Origin of the sequence: Exiguobacterium sp. s181 (assembly GCF_018617125.1) — a bacterium.
GTDB lineage: Bacteria > Bacillota > Bacilli > Exiguobacteriales > Exiguobacteriaceae > Exiguobacterium > Exiguobacterium profundum.
Genome location: NZ_JACSJM010000002.1, coordinates 555,774 through 581,947, shown reverse-complemented (window position 1 = coordinate 581,947; position 26,174 = coordinate 555,774). Strand labels below are relative to the sequence as shown.

The window sequence follows — 26,174 nt, the reverse complement described above, 5'->3', positions numbered from 1 at the left end:
CTACTCCCGTTTTCATCCCGTGTCAAATAGTTGATAACCATTTTGTCCACTCTTCAGGAGTGTCGCCAAGAAATGACCCATTGAATCGACCTCTCTCCAGGCTGACCGCATATCCACCTGTACCAATTTTTAAGTCAGGATGCTCGTTTTGAATATAATCCATCGCCTCTAACAAGTTCGGAATATGCTCAGTCAACGTACATGCGAAGATGAGACAAGACGTGTCGATATCATGTAACGCTTTACTCAAATCTTCTTTCGGGAAACCCGCTCCCAAAAAGATGACGTCGTATCCATGTTGACGCAAATAGAGCGTGACAAACAATAATCCGATCTCATGCATCTCCCCAGGTGCACAGACACAAGTGATACGTGGCAGGAAGGGGTTCATCGGCATCTGAAGGGACAGCGTCGAAAGTCGCGCTCGTAAAAATGCCGTGGCGAAATGCTCGTGGGCAATAGTAATCGAGCCATTCTCCCATCGTGAACCGATTTCCATGAGCAGTGGCCCAATCACATCCTTCGTCACTTTTTCAAAACTGAACGTATTAAACGCACGATTGATCAAATCATGAGCTGTCCGTTCATCAAATGAGAGCAACGCATGGAGCAGCCCGTCTTTCAATTCTTCATCGTATAGTTTGGCCGTTGTCGGTTCTGGTTCAGGCGCTTGATGAAGTTGTTGAATGGCTTGTGAGACAGAAAGCCCTTCTTTCTGCTTGTTCACGACCCATTTGATTTTTTCAACATCCTGATCTGAATACAGGCGGTGACCGGATTCCGTTCGGCTCGGCACGATAAACTGATAGCGACGTTCCCAAGCGCGAATGGTCGTCGGATTGACGCCTGTCAAGGTCGCCACGGTCTTGATGGAGTATTTCGGCATCTCCGCCCTCCTCTCTTACTCGATCTTATGATATAAGTATATCCTCAACGCAAGAGGTTTACCCCTTTTATTGTGCAATCGAGAATTTTTTAAGAATAAAAAAAGATGCGAACTCTGTTCGCACCTAGTTTAAAATATGGCGTGTCGCCCGATATATATGAAAATGAGAATAATCGCTAGCATGGCGAAGGTTAATGTCATCGCCAACGGGCGCTTCATCCAGTTATCATTTAACTTCCTCTTCCGTTCGCCCTCTTGCCTCTCAGCTCGAGACGGCAACGTGTCCGCCAATTGCTCGCGTAAAGAATCCGCCTGATTCCGATGTCGCAACGTATGCCCTCCTTTACCTTTTTTATCATTTTACTATGATATTATTCAAAGGAAAAGATTTGCGTCAACCGAATTTTCCATTCTGTCACATTTTTTCGGACGATTTGCGGTGTATCCGGGAACGGAATCGGCCCACAAACATCACAGCATTCTTCTTGGTCGACCGTTTGTTCGGAAAAATAACGAAGCAAGTAATCGCGTCGGCATGTCCGGATGAGGGCATAATCCATCATCTGTCCGAGTTGACGATACCGATCACGCTTTCTTTCCTTTACCCAATCGAGTGCTTCTTGAAGCGAACGTTCTGTCAACAATTGCTTCAGCAGGAGAAACTTCGGGTCTTCTTCATTCATGCGTAACAACCTTGGTAGTTGCGCGAACGACGTCCCGTTCTCACGTTCAAAATAGGCTAGTCGCATGTCCTCGTCTTTCGGGTACTGTCCGTCGATTAAAAATTGCTGGATGCGTTCGTCGCCATCGGCATATAGAAGGACCGCGAATGCGGGTTGTCCGTCACGCCCCGCTCGTCCGATTTCCTGCATGTATGCCTCGACTGTTGCCGGCAACTGAAAATGAACGACAGAACGGACGTTGTCTTTGTTCACACCCATCCCGAACGCACTCGTGCATACCATGACCGACACTTCGTCCCGTAAAAACTGGGACTGCACGAGTCGCCTGTCTTCCGTAGACATGCCTCCATGGTAAAACAATGCATCCTCTAGCTCAAAGGCTAACGCCTCTGCCTCGCGACGGGTCGCCGTGTAAACGACTGCAGGTTTGGGAATCTCTTGAATCAACTCTTTCAATCGCTCAAGTTTCTTCTCTTTTTCCAACCGTTCAACCAACAATCGGATTTCCGGACGATTGGCAGAGTGGACGAATTGTTCAGGTGAGAACAGTGCCAGCTTTTCAATGATGTCCTGTTTCACGCCTTCTGGCGCCGTCGCCGTGACCGCCATACACTGGGGGCTCCCAATCTGTTTTCGCAACTCACCTAAACGCGCATACTCAGGACGGAACTCATGCCCCCATTGTGAGATACAGTGCGCCTCGTCAATGACGAGCATTTGAATTTTCACATTCGCCAGAGCACGCGTCACATAAGGAACGGCCAATTGTTCGGGTGAAAGATATAAAAAACGGTAACGTTTCAAATGGTTGATGATGTCCTGCTTCTCTTCAGCCGATTCCATCGACGTCAAACGAGCGACACCACGCTCTCCCCGTTCTCGTATATGCAGCATCTGGTCCTCAATGAGTGAGAGTAATGGCGAGACAATCACCGTGAGCCCTTGATTTTTAATATAAGAAGGAAGTTGGAACGTCAGCGATTTTCCCGCCCCCGTCGGCATGACGGCCAATACATCCTGCCCTTCGATCACGGCATGTATGATGTCGTGTTGCCCAGGACGAAACGATTCATACCCGAACACTCGTTTTAATGTCGCTTCATACAAAACTCTCACCTCGTTTCAGTCTGGCGAAGACAAGTCGAATTTGAAAATAACTGACACGTCCCATTTTCTCAAATACCGGTTTCAACGCCCAGCTATCCGGATGCCGCAACTCTTCAATCGTGACCACATCCTCCATCGGTACAAATTGTTCGAGCGGGAAGACTTCTAAATACATCGCCATCTCGACGACATGGTCTTCAATCGTACTCGTACGTAAACGCCGTTTCGCTTGAACCTGTTGGAACGTGTATCCCTTTAAGAACAACTCATATGACTCACGTGCTGAATAGGTCATCCGGTCCGTCGATAAGCCGTACGTAAATCCCCGTAGTTTGGCATCATCCGGCAAGACCATTAACAGTTCGTTCCATCCGGCCAAAAAATACAAACGAGCCGTCTCGGCATCAACATGAAGCAGGCTGGCGATTTGTTCGTACGTCAGACCCGTCTCAAACGCTCCTGTGAATCGATAGACGACGGCCGTCGCATATGGGTCCCCGATTTGTTCAAGTGCTTGTTCAATCTCTTGATGAAACGTTCGCATGAGCGCTTTCCAATCCCGATCAAGATGTAACAACTGCTTGACCCATTGCTCTGCTGGACGATCGGCTTGTACCGGATAGAATGTCCGGGCATGTTCTTTTGACATGAACGTCTGCACGAACAAACTCAAGCGTTTCCACGTGGTCGCGTTAAAATCACGGCGTTCCCCGCCCAACCGATTGAATAGTTGCTCGACCGATTCTGGTGAAGCCAGCATTTCTCCCGCCTCTGTCAATCTGAATCGTTTACGGTCGAGCCATCCTCGTTTCTCAAGTTGTTTCAGGACAGATTCATACGAATAAGTCGTTTGTGGAAACTGTCCAAAAAGAGGCTCTAAGTCATAAAAAAATGCGTCCTGTAGCGTCGTGGCCGAGCGCTTCCCATTCAGGACATGGTAGAGACTTCGCTCACTCCGTTCTCCATTTAATCGTTTAATGGCCAGCAGAAGAACTCCATCCGCTAAATGAACCAAATCGTCACTTCCTTAAAAAAATCATTATCCTACCAAAAAGACGCTCGTTTCCTCATTGAAATAATTGGGTATGTAGACTACAATTACTCATAGTCAGTAGAATGATTTCTAAGAGAAACGAACCGTTTGGAGGGTTATTATCATGGCAAAATTTACAATCGTCGATAAAGATACATGTATCGCATGCGGAGCTTGCGGCGCAGCAGCACCAGATATTTACGATTATGATGATGAAGGTCTTGCGTTCAACTTGATGGATGACAACACAGGTACTGTTGAAATCCCAGATGAGCTATACGAAGACATGATGGATGCATTCGAGGGCTGTCCGACAGACTCGATCAAAGTAGCGGACGAGTCGTTTGACGGCGACGCTTTAAAATTCGAATAATCGTGAAAGACATATCGGTCCTGTGACTGATATGTCTTTTTTGTGTTTTCGCATGTAACCGAGTCTAATCATGACATCTCTAGACAAGTATATCAAAAAAGGTTGTTTGGCTTAAGCACCAAACAACCTAGACGAAATGGACATATGTCCTATCTCGAATTAACGTTTCCCTTTAATATATGGGATACCGACTGACTTCGGCGCATCCGCACGACCAACGAGTCCAGCGAGAGCGAGAATCGTGAGGGCGTATGGTGCAATCAAGAGCAAGAGTTGCGGCACGTTATTGATGACCGGCAAGTTGCTTCCGATGATCGAGAGGGCTTGAGCGAATCCAAAGAACAATCCGGCACCAAGCGCACCGAGCGGATTCCATTTACCGAAAATCATTGCGGCAATCGCCAAGAACCCTTGACCAACGATGGTCGTTCCGCTGAAGTTCGTCGTGACCGTCACAGCATAAACCGCTCCGGCAAGACCACCAAACGCACCAGACAGCATGACGCCCATGAAGCGCATTTTCGTGACGTTGATTCCCATCGTATCAGCCGCCATCGGATGTTCTCCGACCGAACGAAGACGAAGTCCAAACGGCGTCTTGAAGATGACGAACCACACAACGAACGCCAAGGCGATCGCAACGAACGACGTGTATTGGACGTTGATAAAGAACATCTTCAACACGGGAATATCGGATAAAAAGGGTACATTTTCTTTTGCGATCCGGTACTCGATAAAGTCGGTCTGTCCTTTGTTGTAAAGAACACGTACGACGAAGATGGCGAGACCGATAGCGAGCATGTTGATCGCCACCCCGAGAACCGTCTGATCCGCACGCCAAAGGATGGCAGGAACGGCCAAGAAGAGGGAGAACAACGCGCCGACGACCATGGCGACAAGCAAGGCAATCCATGGGCTAGAGGCACCAACACCTAAATCAGTCAAGGTGAGCGTCGTGATGATTCCTGTCGCGGCACCGATGACCATGATTCCTTCAAGGGCGATGTTGACGACACCAGAACGTTCACTGAAGATTCCACCAAGTGCTGCGATAATGAGTGGAGTCGCATAGGCAAGCGCAACCGGTACGACGATATAAAGGACTTCTAAGAAGTTCATTTTTTCTCCACTCCTTTCTTACGATTTCCTTTAAGTTTCTCAACGACATAGTTGATCGCATATCCAGACGCTACAAAGATGACGATGGCTGCGATGATGACTTTGACGAGCTCAGATGGTACGTTCGCACCGAGCTGCATTGCCAATCCACCGATGTTCAACCCTGCGAAGAGAATCGCTGCTAAAATGACTCCGATCGCAGTGTTCGCACCAAGAAGGGCGACGGCAATCCCGTCAAATCCGACACCAGTGAACGATGCCGAGAGGGTCATACTGCCGAATGTTCCGAGACCTTCCATCGCACCAGCGAGACCGGCGAACATACCAGAGATGACGAACGATAGGACGATGTTACGGTTGACGCTCATCCCTGCGTATTGTGATGCATGTTTGTTGAATCCGACGGCACGTAACTCATAACCGAGTGTCGTACGTTGAAGGATATAGTAGTACACGATTGCCGCAAGTACTGCGACAAGCACACCCCAGTGAAGACGTGAATACGTCGTCAACTCTTGGAGCCATGGCGAGGCGAGAGACGCCGAGTCGTTGATTGACTCTGTACGCTCGTTCGTTACGCCGATAACGCTACGCAATATCGCGTTCGTCGTGTATAGCGCGATATAGTTCATCATGATTGACGTGATGACTTCATGCACGTAAAACTTCGCTTTCAAGAATCCAGGAACGAACGCCCAAATCGCAGCTGCGACCATTGCCGCGAGGAGCGCGAGCGGTAAATGGATGAACATCGGTAAGTCGAAGTTAATCCCTACATAAACGGCTGCGACCCAGCCGATCAACACTTGTCCTTCTACCCCGATGTTGAATAGTCCTGTACGGAAGGCGAATGCAACCGCAAGACCCGAGAAGATGAGCGGGGCTGCAGCACGTAATGTTTCACCGACGGCATACGGACTACCAAACATTCCTTCAAATAACGAGATAAACCCTTGAACCGGGTCGTACCCACCAATCAACATGACGATAGCCCCGACGAGTAGTCCTAAAATGATGGATAGGAATGGAATGAGAAGTTGGTTTAAACTTAATTTTTTCATTCTGTTTCGTCCCCTCTCTGACCGCCGGCCATCAAGAAGCCTAGCTCTTGCTCCGTCGTCTCTTTCGGATCACGAATCCCTACAATTTTTCCTTCGTAGAGAACAGCGATACGGTCGGATACGTGTAAAATCTCATCAAGTTCAAACGAGATGAGTAAGACGGCGCGTCCTTTTTCACGTTCTTTAATAAGCTGCTCGTGAATAAATTCAATCGCACCTACGTCGAGACCACGAGTCGGTTGAGCGGCGATGAGTAAGTCTGGTGAGCGATCGACTTCACGTGCAATGATTGCTTTCTGTTGGTTCCCTCCCGAGAGAGCACGCGCTGGAACATCAATTGATGGAGTTCGGACGTCAAACTTCTCAATCAACGCCTTCGCCTTCTCAGCCACAGCTTTATAGTTCATGAGACCTCGTTTCGAGAACGGTTCTTTATAGTACGTTTGAAGTACCATGTTGTCACGAATCGAGTAGTCAAGAACAAGTCCGTGTTTATGACGATCTTGCGGGATGTGTCCGATCCCTGCCTCGGTCATCTTACGCGGCGTGTGTCCTGTGACATCTTTTCCGTTGAGCAACACTTTACCAGACTCCGGCTTTTTCAAACCTGAAATGGCTTCAATCAACTCCGTCTGACCATTCCCGTCAATTCCGGCAATTCCAAGTACTTCTCCAGCACGAATCTGTAAATCCAATCCTTCAACGACTTTCAAACCGCGACCATCTTTGACGACGAGGTTTTGAACGTCGAGAACGACTTGTTGTGGATCGGCTTTCGAATATTCTGCATCAAAGTTTACTTCGCGACCAACCATCATTTCAGCTAAACTGTCTTCATTTACCGTCTCGTCGACCTCGACCGTTCCAATGTAGCGTCCACGACGAATGACAGTACAGCGGTCCGCAACTTGCATGATTTCCTTCAGCTTGTGCGTAATCAAGATGATCGACTTACCTTCAGCAATCAGACGTTTCATAATTTGGATAAGTTCTTGAATCTCTTGTGGTGTCAACACTGCCGTCGGTTCATCAAAAATCAGAATATCTGCTCCACGATAGAGCGTCTTCAAGATTTCAACACGTTGTTGCATGCCGACTGAAATATCTTCAATCTTCGCATCAGGATCGATTTTAAGTCCGTATTGCTCTGAAATGTCCATGACCTTCTTCCGAGCTGTGGCGCGATCAATTGTGACCCCACTCTTCGGTTCGAGACCCAGAATGATGTTTTCAGTGACTGTGAATTTTTCAACCAACATAAAGTGTTGGTGGACCATTCCAATTCCAAGTTCGTTGGCGATGTTCGGATTTTCAATATCCACTTTCTTTCCGTGTACGCGAATCTCTCCACCTTCAGGCTGATAGAGACCAAATAACACGTTCATGAGCGTTGATTTCCCGGCCCCGTTTTCTCCTAAAAGCGCATGGATTTCACCTTTACGCAATTGGAGTGTGATATTGTCGTTCGCGACGAACGTACCGAACTCTTTGCGAATATTTAGCATTTCAATTACATATTCCAAGGAAGTTCACCCCTAACTTTAAGTAAAGGGAGACCACGTGGGTCCCCCCTATACTAAAATGAATTATTTTACGTTTTTCATGAACTCTTCGAACTCAGCGTCAGTTGCTGGTGCAACAACATCACCATCGATGATTTGTTGACGATACTCATCAACTTTAGTGAGCACGTCTGCAGCAACGTTTTCTTCAGAAGTTGGTGCGATTCCTACACCTTCATCTTTAAGTGAGAATTCAACCACTTCACCAGCTGGGAACTTACCGTCCATTGCCATTTTCGACACTTCGAGTGTCGCTGTATCTACACGTTTAACCATTGACGTAAGAGTAACGTTCTCTGGAAGACCTTCTTCGTACTGGTCACGGTCAACCCCGATGACCCAAACTTCTTCACCGTTTTTCTTACGGTTTTTCGCTTCAGTGAATACACCTACACCTGTACCACCAGCTGCATGATAGATGATATCAGATCCTGATCCATACATACCTGACGCAATTGCAGTTCCTTTTTCAGCTGAGTTGAAGTCTTCAGCATATTTTACGTCGATTGTCGCATCAGGGTTTACAGCCATTACACCAGCTTTAAATCCATTTTCAAACTTCTTGATTAAGTCTGATTCTACTCCACCGATGAAACCAACTTTATCAGTCGTCGTTGTAAGACCAGCTACTACACCTACGAGGAATGAACCTTCTTGTTCCTTAAACGTGATTGAAGCAACGTTCGGTGCATCTACAACCGAGTCAACGATTGCAAAGTTGTTATCAGGGAATTGTTCTGCAACTTTTCCAATATCCTCTGCCATCAAGAAACCGATTCCGTAGATCAAATCAAATTGATCACGTGCCAATTGTTGCAAGTTAGGCTGATAGTCTGCTTGTTTTGCTGATTGAAGATATTTGTATCCTTCGTTTTCAGTTAAGCTATTTTCTTCACCAAACTTTTTCAAACCTTCCCAAGCTGATTGGTTGAATGACTTGTCATCAACACCACCAGTATCCGTGACCATTGCAACTTTGAAGTCGCTACCTTCTCCGCCTTCACCGTTTGAAGATGAGCCTTCGTTGTCATCTCCACCGCATGCTGCGAGTACTGTAGAGAGTGTGAGTCCTGCTGCTAAAGCTGAGAGAATCGTTTTCTTTTTGTTCATCATCGTCGTGTTTCCCCTTTCGGTTCATAACAATTTTTGTTGTCATGTTATCAGTAGTCTTTACACCGGTATAAGAAAGCGCTTTCACGCTATTACCCAAAAATAACTCTTCCGTCCAGAAACTGCTCGTTTAAACTCGTTTACGTACGACATGGAAGTCGAATCGATCAGCACGGAAAAAGTTGGCCGAATCGAGTAATGGTAAATCACTCTCATCATAATGCAATTGTTTTAAAGCGAGTAACGGTTGGTCCGTCTGAAGTTGTGACGAGATTTCAGCGCTGACACTCGGTTCGATGTGCGTGATCGCATAAGCGACTCGACGTCCTACCTCTTTTTCGAGAGAATCAAACAGAGATTTCCCTTCAGTCAATGCCTCAGGATTCGAGACGAGATGGGCCGGCACTTTATCGACACAATACACAACCGGTGTGTCGTCCGCATATCGAATTCGTACAATTCGATAAATCGGTGAGTTCGGCTCAATCTTGAGACGCTCGGCTTCTCTCTCTGTTGCCAACACTTTCTCGGCCACCAATACTTTCGTTCCTGGTGTCATCTTTGCTCGTGTGATCATGTCAGTGACACTGAACAATTCCTCAATTCCTGACGTGAATGGCGGTTTAGAACTGATAAATGTTCCTACCCCATGCTTTCGCACGACAAATTTCTCATCTTCGAGAATCCGGAGCGCTTCGCGAAGTGTCGCTCGACTGACTCCAAGTTGCTTCGAAAGTTCAAATTCTGAAGGTAACTTCTCCCCTTCACGATAGACACCAGCGTCGATATCTTGCTTAATTTTCTCAATCACTCGAAGATAGAGCAATCGATGATCGAGCTTAATCGACATTGGCCTCACCACCTTTAATTTACTTACCAGTGCTCAGACATCTGACGTATGAATGTCCTTGCCAATATTAAGTATAGGGATTCGAGAATTAGAACGCAATAGTTTTTGTTCGGAATCAAGGAAATATTTTTTCGGAACATGCCGAACCGTACCTTTGAGTCCAATTTACTCATTTTCATCCCCATTGAAAAACTTTTGTAAAATGTAAACGTTATTAAAAAATGTAAGCGTTTCAGTAGTTTTTAAAAGTATGTACTAATTCAGTATATAGGACATATGTGCTATATTACATTTATATTATAGCGAACATCTAAGGATAGAGCGAATATTTCTATATTGTATAAATTGCATTAAAAAACGAACGATTATATATACTGATATATAATCGTTCGTTTTTATTATTATTCTGTTTGCTCTTGAATGAGTACTTTCCTCGGTTTCGAACCTTCTGATGGACCGACATACCCGGCTTCCTCAAGTGAGTCAATCAAACGGGCGGCACGATTATACCCGATTCGGAATCTGCGTTGAATCATCGAAGTTGATGCCGTTTCTTGTGTCATGACGAATTGCACGACTTCTCCGAACAATGAATCATCCGAATCAATCGTCGTCACTTCCTCTTCTTTTGGCATCATCGCTTCCACATATTGCGCACGTTGTTGCGCGATGACATGATTGACGACCGTCTCGACTTCTTGATCGGAGACGAATGCACCTTGTACACGGACCGGCTTGTTCATTCCGTTTGCAAGCATCAACATGTCACCGCGTCCAAGCAACTTTTCCGCCCCGCCACCATCAAGGATGGTCCTTGAATCGGTTTGAGAAGAGACGGCAAAGGCGATGCGGGACGGAATGTTCGCCTTGATGACTCCTGTGATGACGTCGACAGATGGGCGCTGTGTCGCGAGGACCATATGAATACCCGCAGCCCGTGCCATTTGTGCAAGTCGCATGATGGCATCTTCGACATCATTTGATGCCACCATCATCAAGTCCGCCAATTCATCGACGATTACGACGATGAACGGTAAACGTTTCGCATCCTCGTCATCCGACTGATCGACGAGTTCATTGTAACCTTCGATATTGCGAACTCCATATCGACTAAACAGTTCATACCGCCGTTCCATTTCTGCGACGACCTGCTTCAGTGCCTGGGCGGCTTTTTTCGGATCCGTGACGACCGGTGTCAACAGGTGTGGCACTCCGTTATAGACGTTCAACTCGACCATCTTCGGATCAATCATCATGAGTCGGACCTCATCCGGACGAGAACGCATCAAGAGTGACACGATCATGCCGTTGATACAGACAGATTTACCTGATCCTGTCGATCCTGCAACAAGCAAATGCGGCATTTTATTGAGAGAGATCCCAACCGTCTCGCCACTGATACTCCGACCGAGTGCGACGAGTAACTTCGAGTCATCTTGTTTCACCGGCTCCGCTTCCAGTACTTCACGTAAGCATACCGGTGCGACCTCCTGGTTCGGCACTTCAATACCAATAGCGGCTTTACCCGGAATCGGAGCTTCAATCCGAATATCTTTTGCAGCGAGCGCCAATGCCAAATCATCACTTAATGAGGTGATGCGACTGACTTTCACACCGATATCCGGTTGTAGTTCATATTTTGTGACGGTTGGACCAAGGTGAATCTTTAATACTTTGACACCGACCCCGAATGACTTAAGCGTCTTTACAAGTTTGGATGCATTTTCTTTCAATCGTGCATTCTCACCAGACAAATCCGTAATGACGGGCTCTTTCAAATTCGAGAATGGCGGAAGCTCGTATGTATCCGAGACATCTTGGGCCGCAGTCATCATCATCTCCTCGGTCGTGATTGTGGAATCGACTTCCGAAGAATCCGTTCGAGGTTGATCTTCCGTCTCTCTTTTTTCTGCTACGACTTTCTCACTAAACCCGACGATTGGAATGTCTTGCATCGTGACCACATCTGACTCTACTTCCGCGTCCGGCTGCGTTTCCTCTTGTTTTGGACGAGGTGACGTTTTGCGCGTTCGTTTCGTCTCTAGCTGCTTTTCCACTTTCGGTCTGGCTTGCCATTCTTTTCTGACGGCCGTGACGGATTCCTGCATTCGATGATAGAGCGTCCCCCAAATCGTCGGGGCATAGAGCGAGACACCGACAAGGAAGCAGACGATTCCTAAGAAGACAATCCCGAAGTCAGAGAATAAATATTGGTTCAAGTTATAAAGAGTGCCATTGATGCCACCCCTCGCCTCTCCCCAAAGTAAGTCTCCAAATAGTAAGAACGAGGCGAGCATTGCGAATAGTCCCGCTCGTCGCATCGGCTTCATCGGAGTGAGTACGATCCATAACAAGACTGCCATCATCAAGTAAGTGAGCGCACCCCATCCTCCGAAAAGATAGACAGATAAATCGGACAACTGTTGTCCGATCCACCCTAAATCAAATAAGGCAAATACGAATGCGACGATGGCGAGGACAAAGATGCCCCACCCATATGTACGTGGCGCAATCGGTTGTTTTTTACGGTTCCTCGTATTTCGCGTCGCTGGCCGCTTTCGCTTTACGGGAGTCTTTCTTGTTTTTTGAGCCACATCAGTTCCTCCTAAAAAAAGAAGGCAAAAGTCAGATGACTTTTGCCTCACTCTCATTCCATTAAATCTCCATGATGATCGGCAAGATCATCGGACGACGTTTCGTCTGCTCGAATAAGAAGACGCTCAGTCGCTCGCGGATATTTGATTTCAATTCGGTCCAATCACTGCCAGCCTGCAGACTCTTTTCAATCTGTTTCGTGACAATACGGTTTGCCTCTGAAATCATCTCCTCCGATTCACGCATATATACGAAACCACGTGAGATGAGTTCAGGTCCTGAAATCAATTTCTTCTGTTTCCGATTCAACGTGACCACGCAGAGAACAACTCCATCTTGTGACAACAATCGACGGTCCCGTAAGACGATGTTTCCAACGTCCCCGACGCCGATTCCGTCAATCAAGACATTTCCTGCAGGAACTTTTCGGCTCATGCGGGCTTTTCGACCCGTGAACTCGACGACGTCACCTTTTTCAACGATGAAGATATTGTTCGGTTTGACACCCACTTGTTCAGCGAGTTTCGAGTGTGCCATCTGCATGCGGTATTCCCCGTGAATCGGTAAGAAGTACTTCGGTTTAACGAGGTTGAGCATCAGCTTCAATTCTTCTGCCGATCCGTGTCCAGATACGTGCACTTTACGTTGGTTGTAAATGACGTTCGCACCTGAACGGAACAACAAATCAATCGTTTTAGAAACAGACTTCTCATTCCCTGGAATCGGTGTCGCCGCGATGACGACCGTGTCATTCAATCGAATGTTGACTTGCTTGTGGGCATTACGAGCCATACGAGTCAATGCCGCCATCGGCTCTCCTTGCGAACCTGTCGTTAAAATGACGACTTTATTATCCGGTAGACGGTTTACTTGCGACAACTCGACGAGTGTCTTCGCCTTGAAACGTAAGTAGTTTAGTTTCTGTGCAACTTCGACGATGTTGACCATGCTACGACCAACGACCGCGACTTTACGATCATTCGCTTCCGCTGCTGCGAATACTTGTTGCAAGCGATGGACGTTCGAGGCGAATGATGCCACGATAACCCGACCTTCCGCTTGATAAATGACATCGTTCAATTCAGCTCCGACGATTGACTCTGAACCGGTTTGCCCCGGTCGCTCGGCGTTCGTCGAGTCGGAAAGAAGCGCAAGTACGCCACGTTGTCCGATTGCCGCTAATTTATTGAAGTCGGATTGTTTACCATCGACAGGCGTGTAATCAAACTTGAAATCTCCGGTATGGACGATCGCACCTTGAGACGTTTGAATACAGACGCCGACACAGTCGGGAATCGAGTGATTGACGCGGAAAAACGTGATGAAATGATCAGCGATAGTCAATTTCGTTTTGGCATCAATCATGCGAAGGTCGACTTCTTTCAACAAACCGGCCTCTTTTAATTTCAATTCAATCAACCCGAGGGTCAATTTCGTCCCGTATACTGGAACGTGCTTCAAGTCGCGTAAGACGTAGCTAAGTCCACCGATATGGTCTTCGTGACCATGGGTGATGAAAATCGCCCGTACACGATCTTTATTTTCTTTTAAGTATGTGATGTCTGGGATGACGATATCAATCCCGAGCATCTCATCGCCTGGAAACATTAGACCGGCATCGATGACGAAGATGTCGTCGTCTAGTTCCACGACGTACATGTTCTTCCCGATTTCGCCTACGCCTCCAAGCGCAAAGACGCTAATATTCTCTGTCTTCTTTTTTGACACTAACAAAAACCTCCTAAATGATTCATATTCTGTTTCGTCCCCTTATCGCTACTGAATATTGTAGCGGAAAACGGCTTCATTGCCAACATTTCCGTCTAATCTAATAGAGGTTTTAGTGCATCGGCAAGCGGTGCCGTCTCTTTTTCGTCAGGTCGTTTCCCTGCAACAAGTTGACGAATCGACAAGCCGAAGTCCATTTGGAGGTGAGGATAGTCCGGGAATGAGTTCCAGTCTCCGCCCCATTCAAAGCCGAGCGCCTTTCCTAACTCCCCGAGTTCTTGCCAGTCAGGAATGTCATTCCGATTACGATCCGTATTCAGGTCATAGTCGGTCTTGTTGTTATGGATGATAACGAAATCGACAGCAAGACCATAGTTATGATAGCTCTGACCCGCCTTCGCATTGGTCACCACTTGCCCGGGTTCAGACCGCCCTTGCGCATAAAGCGCATTCTGTTCCTTGGCAGAACGGTATCCTGAAGTGAGGCGCACTTCGAGGTCTAGACAAGAATGGGCCAATCGAATGAACGATTCTCCTCGATTGGCGACTAACGGATGCAACCGATCAAAATCAATCTTCGTCCTTACCAAGATCGCATCCTCTTTCTCCACGTCCCGCACACACATATCCGCTTCGAACGTCGGCTCGTCTACCCAAGGCACCGGTTCCGGTTGCATATAAAAGTAAGCGAGCGTAATGCCAATCAGAAAGGCGACCATCGCAAGAGATAACACGCCTGTCCATCTCATCTTCTTAACCGTTTACGCAGTCCTTTTAAGAGTGGCAACCCTTTTTCGAGTGCCATATACAAAGGACGATTCAAGACGAGGTCGAATTCCCCGACCTTTTCAATCATGTCGCTTCCCCATCCCGATTTGAATGCGTAAAGACCAGCATATTCATCATCCGGGTCCGTACTTCCTGATACCCCGCCGAAGTCGTATCGCTCGGCGCCACTCGCTTTGGCCGCCTGCATCATCGTCCATTGCATCAAGTGGTTCGGCATAAATTCACGGAATTCATTTGACGAGGCTCCGTATAAGTAATAAGAGCGCCGTCCTGCGAGTGTCAACAGACCACCTGATAAGACGAGCCCGTTCGGATAGGTCTGATCGAGTTCGACGAGCTCAGGGAGGGCTTGCTCCGCTTTTTGAATTTGTGCCTCCGTCTGTTCCTTGCGGTTCAAAAGGCTGTTACGTTTCTTTTCAATCGTTTCTTTCTCAAGGCCCCGTTCAATCTTCGCCAACTCTTTCTTCGCTTTTTCTAGCGTCGCCTGTTGCTGTTCGAGTGCGATTTTCGGTTCGAGCGTTGTCAAGAAGAGACGGGCATCGTTCGGTTGCAGACAATCGTATAGGTTCTCAAAATAATCGAGCCCTCGCGTAGCGAATCCGTCACGCTCCCCTGTCACTTTCATCAAATCGGCGAACGTTTTGAGTCCGTCACGACCGACCTCTTTGCAGACGATTCCTTTTTTCTCCGCGAGACGGACATTGTAGCGGAACTTATGATGGAATTTCGCAAAAATATCCTTCTCACTCGGGCGCAAATCCGTTTCCATTGTAAAACGAGGTTGGGCGTAGTCAAAGCCACCGCCGTATCCCTTATGTTTAAACCCGATGGCAGCCATTTCGGTCAATAGTCCTGGCAATTCATCGCGGTCGATGTTTGGATCAATTTTTACGACGATGGCTTTATGTGCCGTCGCGACACGCGTCGCTTCTTTCACGAGCGCCTGTAGCGATGCCAAGTCGTCGTAGTCCACGACAAACCCGCGTGGGGCATAGCACAATGTGTATGGTAATTTCGGGACACGTTTGAATAAAAGTAAAGCGACACCGGACGTCACACCGTCTTGCGCGACCGCTACACGTTCTGACGTCCAACCATTTTGGCGCTTCACATCTCCCCAACTCGATAGTTGCAACAAATCCCCACGGTCGTGTGTTTTGACGAAGTCGTCATGCTCTTTTTCTGTCAACGTAATTGGTTGTACTGCCATAAATCATGCTTCCTCCGTATTCAAAATGGTCGCTCGAACGATTGCCTCTTCATCGAGCGGCAATTTTTCATTTCCGATAATTTGATACTTCTCGTGCCCTTTCCCTGCTAACACGATGATGTTGTCCGGTTTCGCTAGACGGGCCGCATAACGGACCGCTTCTTCTCGATCCCCGATTTCAACAAAGTTGTCGTGAGTCATCCCGGCTGCAATCCCTTTTGTAATGGATTCATACGCTTCGAATCGCGGATCATCCGTCGTAATGATGACGGTACCGGCATAAGTCGACGCCATCTCACCCATTGCAGGACGTTTTGTGACGTCACGGTTCCCACCTGTCCCAATCAAAAAGATAATATTCTCTTTCGGTACGCCGACGAGCGACTTCAGACACTGTTCGATGCCATCCGGCGTGTGGGCGTAGTCCGCATATACGTTGTAACCTGGGACGTCTAAACGTTGCATCCGTCCCTTGGCCGGATGAATCATCTCGAGTGCTTTGGCAATTCGTTCAAGTGAATAACCGGCAGCGAGAAGACAACCCGTCGCCAACAATAGATTGTACACGTTGAAACGACCGATGAATTGAACCGTCACCGGAAGTTTCGCGCCTTGGTAATTCAATGTAAAGCTCGTTTGAGACAACGTCTGTTCAATGTCCGTTGCCATCAGGTCTGCTTGCGCATCAATCCCATACGTTATTACTTTCGCACCGGTCATCGTCTCATAAAGAGGCGTTTGTGCATCGTCCGCGTTCAAGACGGCGACTTTCCCACGTGAGGCCATTTGACCGAGTTGAGCGAACAATAATCCTTTTGCACGTGCATAGTTTTCGAACGTCCCATGAAAATCTAGGTGATCGTGCGTCAAGTTCGTGAAGCCAACGATGTCAAAATCAGTTCCGATGACACGTCCGAGCTCAAGACCGTGTGAGGACACTTCCATCATCACGTCCGTCACGCCTTCATCTCGCATTTGTGCCAACAACTGTTGAAGTTCTGAACTTTGAGGCGTCGTATTTTTACTTGGGACGTTTTTGTCGTTGATACGTACTTCAACGGTCCCAATCAAACCGGTCGAATGCCCGAGGACATCGAGGACGTCTCGTAAAATCGTCGTCGTCGTCGTTTTTCCATTCGTTCCCGTGATTCCGAACAGTCGCATCTGTTCAGATGGATACGCATAAAAGGCCGAAGCCAACAACCCGATCGAACGCGAGCTGTCACGTACAATCAGGTTTGGCACTGACAGGTCGAGCGGTCGTTCGCTAACGACTGCCACCGCGCCTCGCTCTACCGCTTGCGCCGCATATTCATGCCCATCCACCGTATAGCCTTTGATGGCGACAAACAGCGTTCCCGGCACAACTTCTCGCGAGTCCGTCGTCACATGCGTCACGACGATGCCTTCTAGATTTGGTTGATTAATTAATTGTATCGTCTTCACTAAATCCGTTAAGTTCAAGTCTTTCCCTTCTTTCACCTGTATCCTATCCAAACTAAAGAATACCTCTTAATCAGTGTAGAGAACTTACAATTCGGTTTCAAGTCACGCTTCGTTTGGGAGGACATATGACTTCGCTGGGCGATGGCTCAACACCTCACGAATCAATTCATTGACCTCATCGCGTTCAATCCGTTCTACTTTCGCAATCACTTGTTCTATCGGCTCGACTTCATCGAGAAGTAGCAAGTTCCGTCCGTTCCGGTTCATACGGGCACTCGAACTTTCATTCCCAAGAGCGATCGACCCTTTCAATTGTCGCTTGCCTTTGTCTACTTCCTCAGCAGTCAAACCGTCGGCGACAAGTCGCTTCATCTCTCTCTCTAGGATGACTTCGACTTGTTCCAACGTATCCGACGACGTACCGACGTATATGGTAAACGTACCGTGATCGGAAAACGTCGTGTAATAGGAGTAAATGGAATAAGCCAAGCCCTCTTCTTCACGGATGGACTGGAACAAACGCGAAGACATCGTCGCGCCGATTGCGTTGTTCATCAATGCCAAATGAGGCAATCGATCGTCCGTCGCCGGAATCGCTTCGTAGTTCCAACAGAGGTGGGCTTGCTCCGTTTCCTTATGTTTCGTCAATGTGTCATGGAACAGTTCCGGTTGATTGATTTCTTTCGACGATTCCCTAGAAGGGATGTGGGCAAACCTACGTTTTACCGCCTGGATCAATTCTTCAGAAACATGACCTGCGATCGAGACGACAATCTGCTCGGCCGTATACTGTTCCTGTAAGTATTCGACGAGCTGGTCCCGCGTCAATCGATTGACACTCTCCTCCGTCCCTAAAATCGGTTGGGCAAGTATATCGTCTCGATACGCCGCAATGGCCAATAGTTCGTGAACGAGATCTTCCGGCGTGTCCTCATACATTTTAATCTCTTCCACAACGACACGCTTTTCTTTCTCCAACTCCTGCATATCGATTACTGACTCAAACAGCATGTCTGTCAGGACGTCGAGCGCCATGACCGCGTGTTCATCGAGCGTCTTCACATAAAAGCATGTATGGTCTTTCGAGGTGAAGGCGTTGACGCTTCCACCGAGCTCATCGAAAAAGGAAGCAATCTCTTTCGCGCTTTTCGATGCTGTCCCTTTGAACAGCATATGTTCAATCAAATGACTGATGCCGATGTTCTCAAACGTCTCTGTACGTGTCCCTGCTTTAATGAATACCCCGGTCGAGGTGCTAAGCGAACCTTCGATTGGTTCGATGATGATTCGGATACCGTTCTCTAATGTCATCCATTCCATATTCTCACTCCTATGAAAAAGGCCATCGCACCAAGACGATGGCCAGAATAATTAATTTGTCGAGCGCGGTGGACGACGGTCCCCGTCACGACGTGGCGGACGGCTATCGCGAGGTGGGCGGCTTTCACGTGCTGCCTTCCGTTTCGCTTCGTATGCCTCACGCTCTTCAGGAGACAATCCTTCTAAGATGAGCGCTTTTCGTGATGCGTTGACACGACCTTTGTCATCGATTTCAGTGACTTTGACTTGAATCGAATCGCCAAGCTTCACAACATCCTCGACGTTCGCGACACGCTCAAGGCTGAATTCGGATACGTGTACGAGCGCATCTTTCCCTTTGAACAACTCGACGAACGCGCCGAATTTTTCGATGCGACGTACGGTAGCATCGTATACTTCACCGACGACGACTTCACGGACGATGTCACCAATCATTGACATGGCAAGATCGATTCCTTCTTGGTCCGTCGAGGCGATGAAGACCGTACCGTCTTGTTCGATGTCGATTTTGACGCCCGTTTGGTCGATGATGCTGTTGATCATCTTACCGCCTGGTCCGATGACGTCGCGAATCTTATCCGGATTGATTGTCATCGTCACAATCTTCGGTGCATATTTCGACAATTGAGTACGTGGAGTATCTAACGTCTCAAGCATGTGATCAAGGATGTGTAAACGACCGACACGTGCCTGTTCAAGCGCTTCTTCTAAAATTTCACGCGTGATTCCGGCAATCTTGATATCCATTTGAAGGGCAGTGATCCCGTCTTTCGTTCCAGCTACTTTGAAGTCCATATCCCCAAGGTGGTCTTCAAGTCCTTGAATATCTGTCAAGACCGTGTAGTGTTCACCTTCCATGATAAGACCCATGGCAATCCCGGCGACTGGCGCTTTGATTGGCACACCTGCATCCATCAATGCGAGTGTCGACCCACAAATCGAAGCTTGTGAACTTGAACCGTTTGATTCGAGTACTTCCGAAACGAGACGAATCGTGTATGGGAAGTCTGCTTCTTTCGGAATAATTGGAAGAAGCGCACGCTCACCGAGTGCTCCGTGACCGATCTCACGACGACCTGGCGCACGGACCGGACGAGCTTCACCGACTGAGAACGGCGGGAAGTTATAGTGGTGCATAAAGCGCTTGTTCTCTTCAAGACCGATTCCATCGATGATTTGTGCGTCTCCGATGACACCGAGTGTCGCAACAGACATGACTTGTGTTTGACCTCGTGTGAAGAGACCGACACCGTGTGCACGTGGGAGTAATCCGACTTCTGATGCGAGCGGGCGAATCACGTCTGGACGACGTCCGTCTGGGCGGACTTTTTCGACCGTGATCAAGCGACGGACTTCATCTTTGACGAACTTGTTCAAGATGCCTGAAACTTCGCCGAGTTTTGAAGGGTCATCCGCAAGACGCGCTTCATACATCGCGACATACTTCGCAATCACTTCGTTGATGGCTTCGTCACGAGCGTGTTTCTCTTCCACTTGAACCGCTTCTACGATTTCAGGACGGGCTGCTTCGAGTTCAGCAGTAAGTGCCTCATCGTATTTCGAGACCGTGTATTCGAATTTAGGTTTTCCGACAGCTTCTACGATTTCTTGTTGGAATGCAATCAAACGCTTGATTTCTTCATGTCCAAACAAGATCGACTCGAGCATGACGTCCTCAGGTACTTCGTTCGCACCTGCTTCAACCATGTTGATGGCTGTCGATGTCCCTGCAACTTGAAGTTCAAGGTCCGTTTTCTCCAACTGAGCCGTCGTCGGGTTGATGACGAATTCGCCGTCCACACGGCCGACTGTCACGCCAGCGATTGGACCGTCAAACGGTACGTCAGAAATCGAGAGCGCGATCGACGTTCCGAGCATACCTGCCATTTCAGCCGAGCAATCTGGGTCGTTTGACATGACGTAAATCATGACTTGAATATCATGACGGAATCCGTCTGGGAAGAGTGGACGAATCGGGCGGTCGATGAGACGTGATGTCAAAATCGCGTTTTCACCCGGGCGACCTTCACGACGAAGGAAACCACCTGGAATTTTACCGACCGAGTAAAGTTTCTCCTCATAGTTGACCGTCAACGGGAAGAAGTCTAAATCTTTTGGTGCTTTTGAAGCCGTCACTGTCGCAAGGACAACCGTATCTCCATAACGCACGAGTGCCGAACCGTTTGCTTGCTTCGCAAGTTGGCCGACCTCTACAGACAATGGGCGTCCGCCCCACTCTGTAGAGAATACTTGTTTCGTACCTAACATGTACATTCTCCTCTCAAACCTTATCTAGTTTATTATGTAACTCATTCCAACGAATGTCTAATCATTTTCCTTAAAAAAGAAGAAACGGACTAGGACGTTGTCCCAGCCCGTTAAACAGTCTCGATCGATTAACGACGGAGACCGAGGCGTTGAATCAATTCACGGTAACGTGTAACGTCCTTGTTACGAAGGTACGTAAGCAAGTTACGACGACGTCCAACCATTTTCAAGAGACCGCGACGTGAGTGGTGGTCTTTCTTGTGTGTACGAAGGTGGTCGTTCAATGTGTTGATTTGTTCAGTCAACACAGCCACTTGTACTTCTGGTGAACCTGTGTCACCTTGTTTTGTCGCGTATTCCGCGATAATTTCGTTTTTACGTTCTTTTGAGAGTGCCATTGCCTCTCCACCTCCATTTAATGAAAAATTGCCGCGTTGCCGAGCCGGCGTTGGTGAATCGACCAGCCAAGCGAAGCGGTGTACTTTGCGTACTTGACAAGGATAGCGTACCCGCTCTTGAAAGTCAAGATAGGATTGAACGAGCTGCCACCTCATCTTCTTTTAGTTGAGCGACCAATGCATCCAACCCATCGAACGCGCGTTCATTCCGAATATATTGGATCCACTCGATTTCGATGACTTGTCCATATAAATCCTCGGAGAAGTCGAAGAGATGGCTCTCAACAGAGACCGATCCCGTCTCATAAAAAGTCGGACGACGTCCAACATTCGTCATCGCGTGGAACATCCGTCCGTCCGGTAGCGTGACTCGAGTCGCGTATACGCCCAATCGTGGCATGACGTACGAAGCGTCCATCAACACGTTCGCAGTCGGGAAACCGATGGTACGCCCTCTCGCATCACCGTGAATGACTTCGCCACAGATCACGTATGGCGTACCGAGGAGTTCATGTGCGGCATCGACCTGTCCCTCTGCCAAGAGTTTACGGATGCGGGTAGATGACACTTTTTCCCCATCCATCGTCTGCTCTGTGACGACAGACGTCGTGAATTGGTCACGCGCATGGTATGGAAGTGTCTCCATCGTCCCTTCTCCAAACTTTCCATAAGAGTAATCAAAACCAGCTGTCACGTGCACGGCTCCGGCACCGATCAAATAATCATCGACAAACTGTTGCGGGGACAAATTGGCCAATTCTTTTGTGAATGTCAAGACGAGGCAACGCTCTACCCCGAGCGCTTCGATGCGCTTCAGTTTCCGGGACAGCGGTGTAATATAGCGGACCGCATCCGGTTTATTGGAGAGTACTTGTTTCGGATGAGGATCGAACGTGACGACCGTCACCGGCAGGTTGTGCTCCGCTGCCACCCGTTTGGCATGATTGATTACAGCTTGATGCCCTTTATGAACACCGTCGAAGAAACCGAGTACCATAATGGACGGATACACGTCGGGTGTTTCTGGATAAGTGAGATGTCTTGTTTCCATACTGTCAAATTCCCCCTTAGTCGATAGCCAACATGACCTCGACTGTAGCGTCTGTCGTTCCTTCTTGTCTTCGATATAAAGCAAGAGGGATTCCTTCTTCATTATAGACAGTAAATAACTCAAATTCGAGCGAAACGCCGTTCAGCTTTCCGCCATTGCGAATATAATGCTCCCGATTCTTTCGAATCGTGATTGCCGGCCAGCGTTTGATGACATCCTCAAGTGGGATCACATGCGCCAATCGTTCTTCGACCGTTTCAAGAGACTGTAACGTTTCGAGCGATACCGCGTTCTCTTCCTCAAACGTTCCTGAGCTCGTCCGTCTGAGTTCGCTCATATGGGCAGGGTAACCGAGCTTCTCCCCGATCTGAACGGCGAGCGTTCGAATATATGTCCCTTTCCCACAGTCGATTTCCATTCGGAAGCGACAGGCGTCCGCTTCGAATGTCAATTCACTCGTCCGCTCCAGACGATGAATCTCGACCGTCCGCCGAGGTCGTTCGACGGTCTGCCCTTTCCGAGCATACTCGTACAACTTTTTCCCGTTTACTTTGACCGCTGAGTAGTACGGCGGGATTTGTTCAATCATTCCTGTCAATTGACGCATCGCCTCGTCAATCTGAGATTCGTCCAAATCGTTCGGTGTGACTGATTTCTGTGCGACCACCTCGCCATGCGCATCCTCGGTCATCGTGGCGGTACCAATCGTCACCTCGGCCACGTAACGCTTCCCTTCATCCGTGATAAAACGCGACAGCTTCGTGGCACGCCCTAAACAGATGGGCAATACGCCTGTCACTTCCGGGTCAAGTGTACCCGTGTGTCCGACCTTTTTCGTTTGGAACAATTTTCGTAATTTAAATACGCAGTCATGACTCGTCATGCCAGCATCTTTATCGAGTACGAGCACTCCGTTCGGTTCCAATTTCATCCCTCCATATAAAAAAAGGGAGAACGACGTCTCCCCTTTCAAATTATTGATCTTTGTTCAAATCACGAATCAACGAATCGATATGGCTACCATATGCGACTGAAGAATCGTATTCAAACGAGATCTCTGGTGTTTTCCGAAGACGGATGCGGTTCCCGATTTCGCGACGGATAAATCCTTTCGCCTTATCGAGACCAGCTTGCGTTTCTGCTTTCACATCTTCCTCATCACCAAGCACCGTATAATAGACTGTTGCTTGTTGTAAGTCACCTGTCACATCAACGCTCGTAATCGTAGCGTTTTTTGTACGCGGGTCACTGACTTCCCGTAACAAGACATCTGTTATTTCTTTACGCATTTGCTCGGCAACACGTTGGGCACGAATTTTCATACGTGATCCCTCCTCACATTATTTACGTTCGACTTCTTTCATGACGAACGCTTCAATGACATCGTCTACTTTGATGTCATCAAATTTCTCTACTTTAATCCCACACTCATAACCAGTCGCCACTTCTTTCACGTCATCTTTGAAACGACGAAGCGTATCGAGTTTACCTTCGTAAATCACGATTCCGTTACGAATGACACGGACACCGGCGTCACGTGTGATTTTACCTTCTGTCACATAACAACCTGCAATCGCACCGACTTTCGAAACTTTGAAGACGTCACGGACTTCGACTTGACCTGTGATTTCTTCCACGAACTCTGGGTCAAGCATCCCTTTCATCGCGCTCTCGATTTCTTCGATTGCGTTGTAGATGATGCGGTGGAGACGCATTTCAACGTTCTCTTGTTCCGCCATCGAACGTGCGTTTCCATCAGGACGGACGTTGAATCCGATGATGACAGCATTCGCAGCTGAAGCGAGGATGACATCACCTTCCGTGATTGCACCGACACCTTGGTGAACGATGTTAACTTTGACGCCTTCGACATCAATCTTGCGGAGTGAACCAGCCAATGCTTCGGCTGACCCTTGAACGTCTGCTTTGATGATGACGTTCAAGTCTTTCACTTCACCTTCTTGAATGCGGCTGAACAAATCATCAAGACTTACTTTCGCCGACTCACGACGCTGTGACTCAAGGTAACGTTGGTAACGTTTTTCCCCGATTGCACGTGCTTTCTTCTCATCTTCGAAGACGATGAACTGGTCACCCGCTTGTGGAACGTCGTTCAAACCAGTGATTTCAATCGGTGTAGATGGTCCGACTTGTTTCACACGGCGACCGATATCGTTGACCATCGCACGGACACGACCGAATGTGCTACCGACGACGATTGAGTCTCCGATTCGAAGTGTACCGTGTTGAACGAGAAGTGTCGCGACCGGTCCACGTCCTTTGTCGAGTTTCGCCTCGATGACTGAACCACGAGCTGGCATGTCTGGTGTCGATTTATATTCTTCGACTTCAGATACGAGGAGAATCATCTCGAGCAATTCATCGATCCCTTCGCCTTTAATAGCAGAAATCGGAACGAAGATTGTTTCGCCGCCCCACTCTTCAGGGATGAGACCGAACTCTGTCAACTCTTGTTTGACACGGTCAGGGTTTGCCCCTTCTTTGTCCATTTTGTTGACTGCCACGATGATTGGAACGTTCGCTGCCTTGGCGTGCGAGATTGCTTCCTCTGTTTGTGGCATGACGCCATCGTCAGCCGCAACGACGATGATTGCGATATCTGTCACTTCGGCACCGCGGGCGCGCATCGTCGTGAAGGCTGCGTGACCTGGTGTATCGAGGAATGTGATTTTCTTATCATTGACTTCAACTTGGTAAGCACCGATGTGCTGCGTGATTCCGCCCGCTTCTCCTGCGACGACTTTCGTGTTACGAATCGAGTCAAGAAGTGTCGTTTTCCCGTGGTCGACGTGACCCATGATGGTAACGACAGCTGGACGTTCTTCAAGGTCATATTGTGAGAAGTCGATCTCAACTGTTTCAAAGTCTGTCTCATCGACAACAACTTCTTTTTCAACCTCAAAGCCGAATTCTGCAGCGAGTAATTCAACCGTTTCATCATCAAGCGTTTGGTTGATGGTTGCCATGACACCGAGACCCATCAACTTCATGATGATTTCATTTGGCTTTTTATTCATTTTTGAAGCAAGGTCAGACACGCTGAGTACATCGTCATACTTGATGACGTTGCCCATCTCTGCCTCTTGCGCGAGACGTGCTGCTTTACGCTGACTTGTCTTCGAGTTTGGATCGGCTTCTTGTGGCACAGCTGCTTTTACCGGCTTGCCTTTGCCTTTCCCTTTTCCACGTTTTTTATTGCGTGGGTCGTTGTTTCGGTTATCGTTACGATTTTGTCCACCGCGATTGTTTTGTCCACCGCGATTGTTTTGACCGCCACGGTTTTGTTGTCCCGCTTGTGGACGTGACGCTTGTGCTTCTTTTTTCTCTTGCTTCGGCTCATTCGATGTTGACGTCGCTTTCGCTTCCGCTTGTTTTTCAGCACGATATTTTTCAGGATTGAACACACGGTCCAATTGTTTTACCGTTTCCTCATCGAGGACGGCCATATGGTTTTTCACCGGTTTGTTCAATTTTTCTAATTGAGTAATGACTTGTTTACTCGTTACATTCTGTTCTTTTGCAAATTCATAGACGCGTTTTCCCAAAGCATCCACCTCCGTTAAT

General features: G+C 48.1%; 22 protein-coding genes. 1 reads left to right on the top strand and 21 read right to left on the bottom strand.

The window, feature by feature from the left end; translation table 11 throughout:
• Positions 1-22: 22 nt before the first annotated feature.
• From KNO70_RS09325 to KNO70_RS09310, 4 genes are all read right to left on the bottom strand, one after another.
• Positions 23-886 carry a MerR family transcriptional regulator gene (locus tag KNO70_RS09325; protein WP_078146734.1) on the bottom strand — a complete coding sequence of 288 codons (864 nt, stop codon included), beginning with the start codon at positions 884-886 and terminating at the stop codon, positions 23-25.
• A gap of 129 nt (positions 887-1,015) precedes the next feature.
• Complete coding sequence (locus KNO70_RS09320) at positions 1,016-1,216, bottom strand: hypothetical protein (protein ID WP_015881449.1); 201 nt, start codon at positions 1,214-1,216, stop codon at positions 1,016-1,018.
• A gap of 41 nt (positions 1,217-1,257) precedes the next feature.
• Positions 1,258-2,685, bottom strand: a complete 1,428-nt coding sequence (locus KNO70_RS09315) for a RecQ family ATP-dependent DNA helicase (protein WP_240499808.1) — start codon at positions 2,683-2,685, stop codon at positions 1,258-1,260.
• Positions 2,669-3,691, bottom strand: coding sequence for a YpbB family protein (locus KNO70_RS09310; RefSeq protein WP_015881447.1), 1,023 nt, complete (start codon positions 3,689-3,691; stop codon positions 2,669-2,671). The genes KNO70_RS09315 and KNO70_RS09310 overlap by 17 nt, the downstream gene beginning before the upstream one ends.
• Before the next feature lie 142 nt (positions 3,692-3,833).
• Here KNO70_RS09310 and KNO70_RS09305 point away from each other — a divergent pair, with 142 nt between their 5' ends.
• The gene (locus KNO70_RS09305) at positions 3,834-4,082 is read left to right on the top strand and encodes a ferredoxin (RefSeq protein WP_015881446.1); all 249 of its coding nucleotides are present in this window, start codon (positions 3,834-3,836) and stop codon (positions 4,080-4,082) included.
• A 159-nt stretch (positions 4,083-4,241) separates the two neighbouring features.
• Here the strand turns inward: KNO70_RS09305 and KNO70_RS09300 are convergent, their stop codons facing one another.
• The 17 genes from KNO70_RS09300 to infB all read right to left on the bottom strand — a co-directional run bounded on the left by KNO70_RS09300 (position 4,242) and on the right by infB (position 26,155).
• Positions 4,242-5,201 carry an ABC transporter permease gene (locus KNO70_RS09300; protein ID WP_015881445.1) on the bottom strand — a complete coding sequence of 320 codons (960 nt, stop codon included), beginning with the start codon at positions 5,199-5,201 and terminating at the stop codon, positions 4,242-4,244.
• Positions 5,198-6,262, bottom strand: coding sequence for an ABC transporter permease (locus KNO70_RS09295; RefSeq protein ID WP_047795404.1), 1,065 nt, complete (start codon positions 6,260-6,262; stop codon positions 5,198-5,200). The genes KNO70_RS09300 and KNO70_RS09295 overlap by 4 nt, the downstream gene beginning before the upstream one ends.
• On the bottom strand, positions 6,259-7,785 hold the full coding sequence (locus KNO70_RS09290) for an ABC transporter ATP-binding protein (protein ID WP_214812245.1): 1,527 nt from the start codon (positions 7,783-7,785) through the stop codon (positions 6,259-6,261). The genes KNO70_RS09295 and KNO70_RS09290 overlap by 4 nt, the downstream gene beginning before the upstream one ends.
• Positions 7,786-7,848: 63 nt before the next feature.
• The gene (locus KNO70_RS09285) at positions 7,849-8,934 is read right to left on the bottom strand and encodes a BMP family lipoprotein (RefSeq protein WP_078147920.1); all 1,086 of its coding nucleotides are present in this window, start codon (positions 8,932-8,934) and stop codon (positions 7,849-7,851) included.
• Between the two features lie 130 nt (positions 8,935-9,064).
• On the bottom strand, positions 9,065-9,784 hold the full coding sequence (locus KNO70_RS09280; RefSeq protein WP_078146731.1) for a GntR family transcriptional regulator: 720 nt from the start codon (positions 9,782-9,784) through the stop codon (positions 9,065-9,067).
• 401 nt (positions 9,785-10,185) lie between these two features.
• The gene (locus tag KNO70_RS09275) at positions 10,186-12,378 is read right to left on the bottom strand and encodes an FtsK/SpoIIIE family DNA translocase (RefSeq protein WP_214684463.1); all 2,193 of its coding nucleotides are present in this window, start codon (positions 12,376-12,378) and stop codon (positions 10,186-10,188) included.
• Between the two features lie 61 nt (positions 12,379-12,439).
• Positions 12,440-14,107 carry a ribonuclease J gene (locus KNO70_RS09270; RefSeq protein WP_015881439.1) on the bottom strand — a complete coding sequence of 556 codons (1,668 nt, stop codon included), beginning with the start codon at positions 14,105-14,107 and terminating at the stop codon, positions 12,440-12,442.
• A 95-nt stretch (positions 14,108-14,202) separates the two neighbouring features.
• On the bottom strand, positions 14,203-14,856 hold the full coding sequence (locus KNO70_RS09265; protein ID WP_078146729.1) for a M15 family metallopeptidase: 654 nt from the start codon (positions 14,854-14,856) through the stop codon (positions 14,203-14,205).
• Positions 14,853-16,106 carry a lipid II:glycine glycyltransferase FemX gene (locus KNO70_RS09260; protein ID WP_214687947.1) on the bottom strand — a complete coding sequence of 418 codons (1,254 nt, stop codon included), beginning with the start codon at positions 16,104-16,106 and terminating at the stop codon, positions 14,853-14,855. Before KNO70_RS09260 ends, KNO70_RS09265 begins: the two co-directional genes overlap by 4 nt.
• Positions 16,107-16,109: 3 nt before the next feature.
• Positions 16,110-17,603 (bottom strand): UDP-N-acetylmuramoyl-L-alanyl-D-glutamate--2,6-diaminopimelate ligase, encoded by a 1,494-nt coding sequence (locus tag KNO70_RS09255; RefSeq protein WP_251030087.1) that lies wholly within the window; start codon positions 17,601-17,603, stop codon positions 16,110-16,112.
• 51 nt (positions 17,604-17,654) lie between these two features.
• A complete protein-coding gene (locus KNO70_RS09250; RefSeq protein WP_214687946.1) occupies positions 17,655-18,872 on the bottom strand; it encodes a M16 family metallopeptidase in 1,218 nt (405 codons plus the stop codon).
• Positions 18,873-18,923: 51 nt separating this feature from the next.
• Positions 18,924-21,140, bottom strand: a complete 2,217-nt coding sequence (gene pnp / locus KNO70_RS09245; protein WP_214684465.1) for a polyribonucleotide nucleotidyltransferase — start codon at positions 21,138-21,140, stop codon at positions 18,924-18,926.
• A gap of 128 nt (positions 21,141-21,268) precedes the next feature.
• Complete coding sequence (gene rpsO, locus KNO70_RS09240; protein WP_015881433.1) at positions 21,269-21,538, bottom strand: 30S ribosomal protein S15; 270 nt, start codon at positions 21,536-21,538, stop codon at positions 21,269-21,271.
• Between the two features lie 124 nt (positions 21,539-21,662).
• Positions 21,663-22,589 (bottom strand): bifunctional riboflavin kinase/FAD synthetase, encoded by a 927-nt coding sequence (locus tag KNO70_RS09235; RefSeq protein ID WP_078146726.1) that lies wholly within the window; start codon positions 22,587-22,589, stop codon positions 21,663-21,665.
• Positions 22,590-22,605: 16 nt separating this feature from the next.
• A complete protein-coding gene (gene truB / locus KNO70_RS09230) occupies positions 22,606-23,520 on the bottom strand; it encodes a tRNA pseudouridine(55) synthase TruB (protein ID WP_240499806.1) in 915 nt (304 codons plus the stop codon).
• Positions 23,521-23,563: 43 nt separating this feature from the next.
• Positions 23,564-23,911: a 30S ribosome-binding factor RbfA gene (rbfA, locus tag KNO70_RS09225; RefSeq protein WP_015881430.1), complete on the bottom strand. Its 348-nt coding sequence runs from the start codon at positions 23,909-23,911 to the stop codon at positions 23,564-23,566.
• Positions 23,912-23,929: 18 nt separating this feature from the next.
• Positions 23,930-26,155: a translation initiation factor IF-2 gene (infB, locus tag KNO70_RS09220; RefSeq protein ID WP_078146724.1), complete on the bottom strand. Its 2,226-nt coding sequence runs from the start codon at positions 26,153-26,155 to the stop codon at positions 23,930-23,932.
• Positions 26,156-26,174: the final 19 nt, after the last annotated feature.

Bases quoted from the DNA above. Each gene is read 5' to 3' on its own strand.
- truB (WP_240499806.1), bottom strand. From the start codon at position 23,520: ATGAAATTGGAACCGAACGGAGTGCTCGTACTCGATAAAGATGCTGGC.
- KNO70_RS09280 (WP_078146731.1), bottom strand. From the start codon at position 9,784: ATGTCGATTAAGCTCGATCATCGATTGCTCTATCTTCGAGTGATTGAG.
- rpsO (WP_015881433.1), bottom strand. From the start codon at position 21,538: ATGGCACTCTCAAAAGAACGTAAAAACGAAATTATCGCGGAATACGCG.
- KNO70_RS09325 (WP_078146734.1), bottom strand. From the start codon at position 886: ATGCCGAAATACTCCATCAAGACCGTGGCGACCTTGACAGGCGTCAAT.
- KNO70_RS09300 (WP_015881445.1), bottom strand. From the start codon at position 5,201: ATGAACTTCTTAGAAGTCCTTTATATCGTCGTACCGGTTGCGCTTGCC.
- KNO70_RS09235 (WP_078146726.1), bottom strand. From the start codon at position 22,589: ATGGAAACAAGACATCTCACTTATCCAGAAACACCCGACGTGTATCCG.
- rbfA (WP_015881430.1), bottom strand. From the start codon at position 23,911: ATGAAAATTCGTGCCCAACGTGTTGCCGAGCAAATGCGTAAAGAAATA.
- KNO70_RS09265 (WP_078146729.1), bottom strand. From the start codon at position 14,856: ATGAGATGGACAGGCGTGTTATCTCTTGCGATGGTCGCCTTTCTGATT.
- pnp (WP_214684465.1), bottom strand. From the start codon at position 21,140: ATGTTAGGTACGAAACAAGTATTCTCTACAGAGTGGGGCGGACGCCCA.
- KNO70_RS09305 (WP_015881446.1), top strand. From the start codon at position 3,834: ATGGCAAAATTTACAATCGTCGATAAAGATACATGTATCGCATGCGGA.
- KNO70_RS09260 (WP_214687947.1), bottom strand. From the start codon at position 16,106: ATGGCAGTACAACCAATTACGTTGACAGAAAAAGAGCATGACGACTTC.
- KNO70_RS09285 (WP_078147920.1), bottom strand. From the start codon at position 8,934: ATGAACAAAAAGAAAACGATTCTCTCAGCTTTAGCAGCAGGACTCACA.
- KNO70_RS09250 (WP_214687946.1), bottom strand. From the start codon at position 18,872: ATGGAATGGATGACATTAGAGAACGGTATCCGAATCATCATCGAACCA.
- KNO70_RS09295 (WP_047795404.1), bottom strand. From the start codon at position 6,262: ATGAAAAAATTAAGTTTAAACCAACTTCTCATTCCATTCCTATCCATC.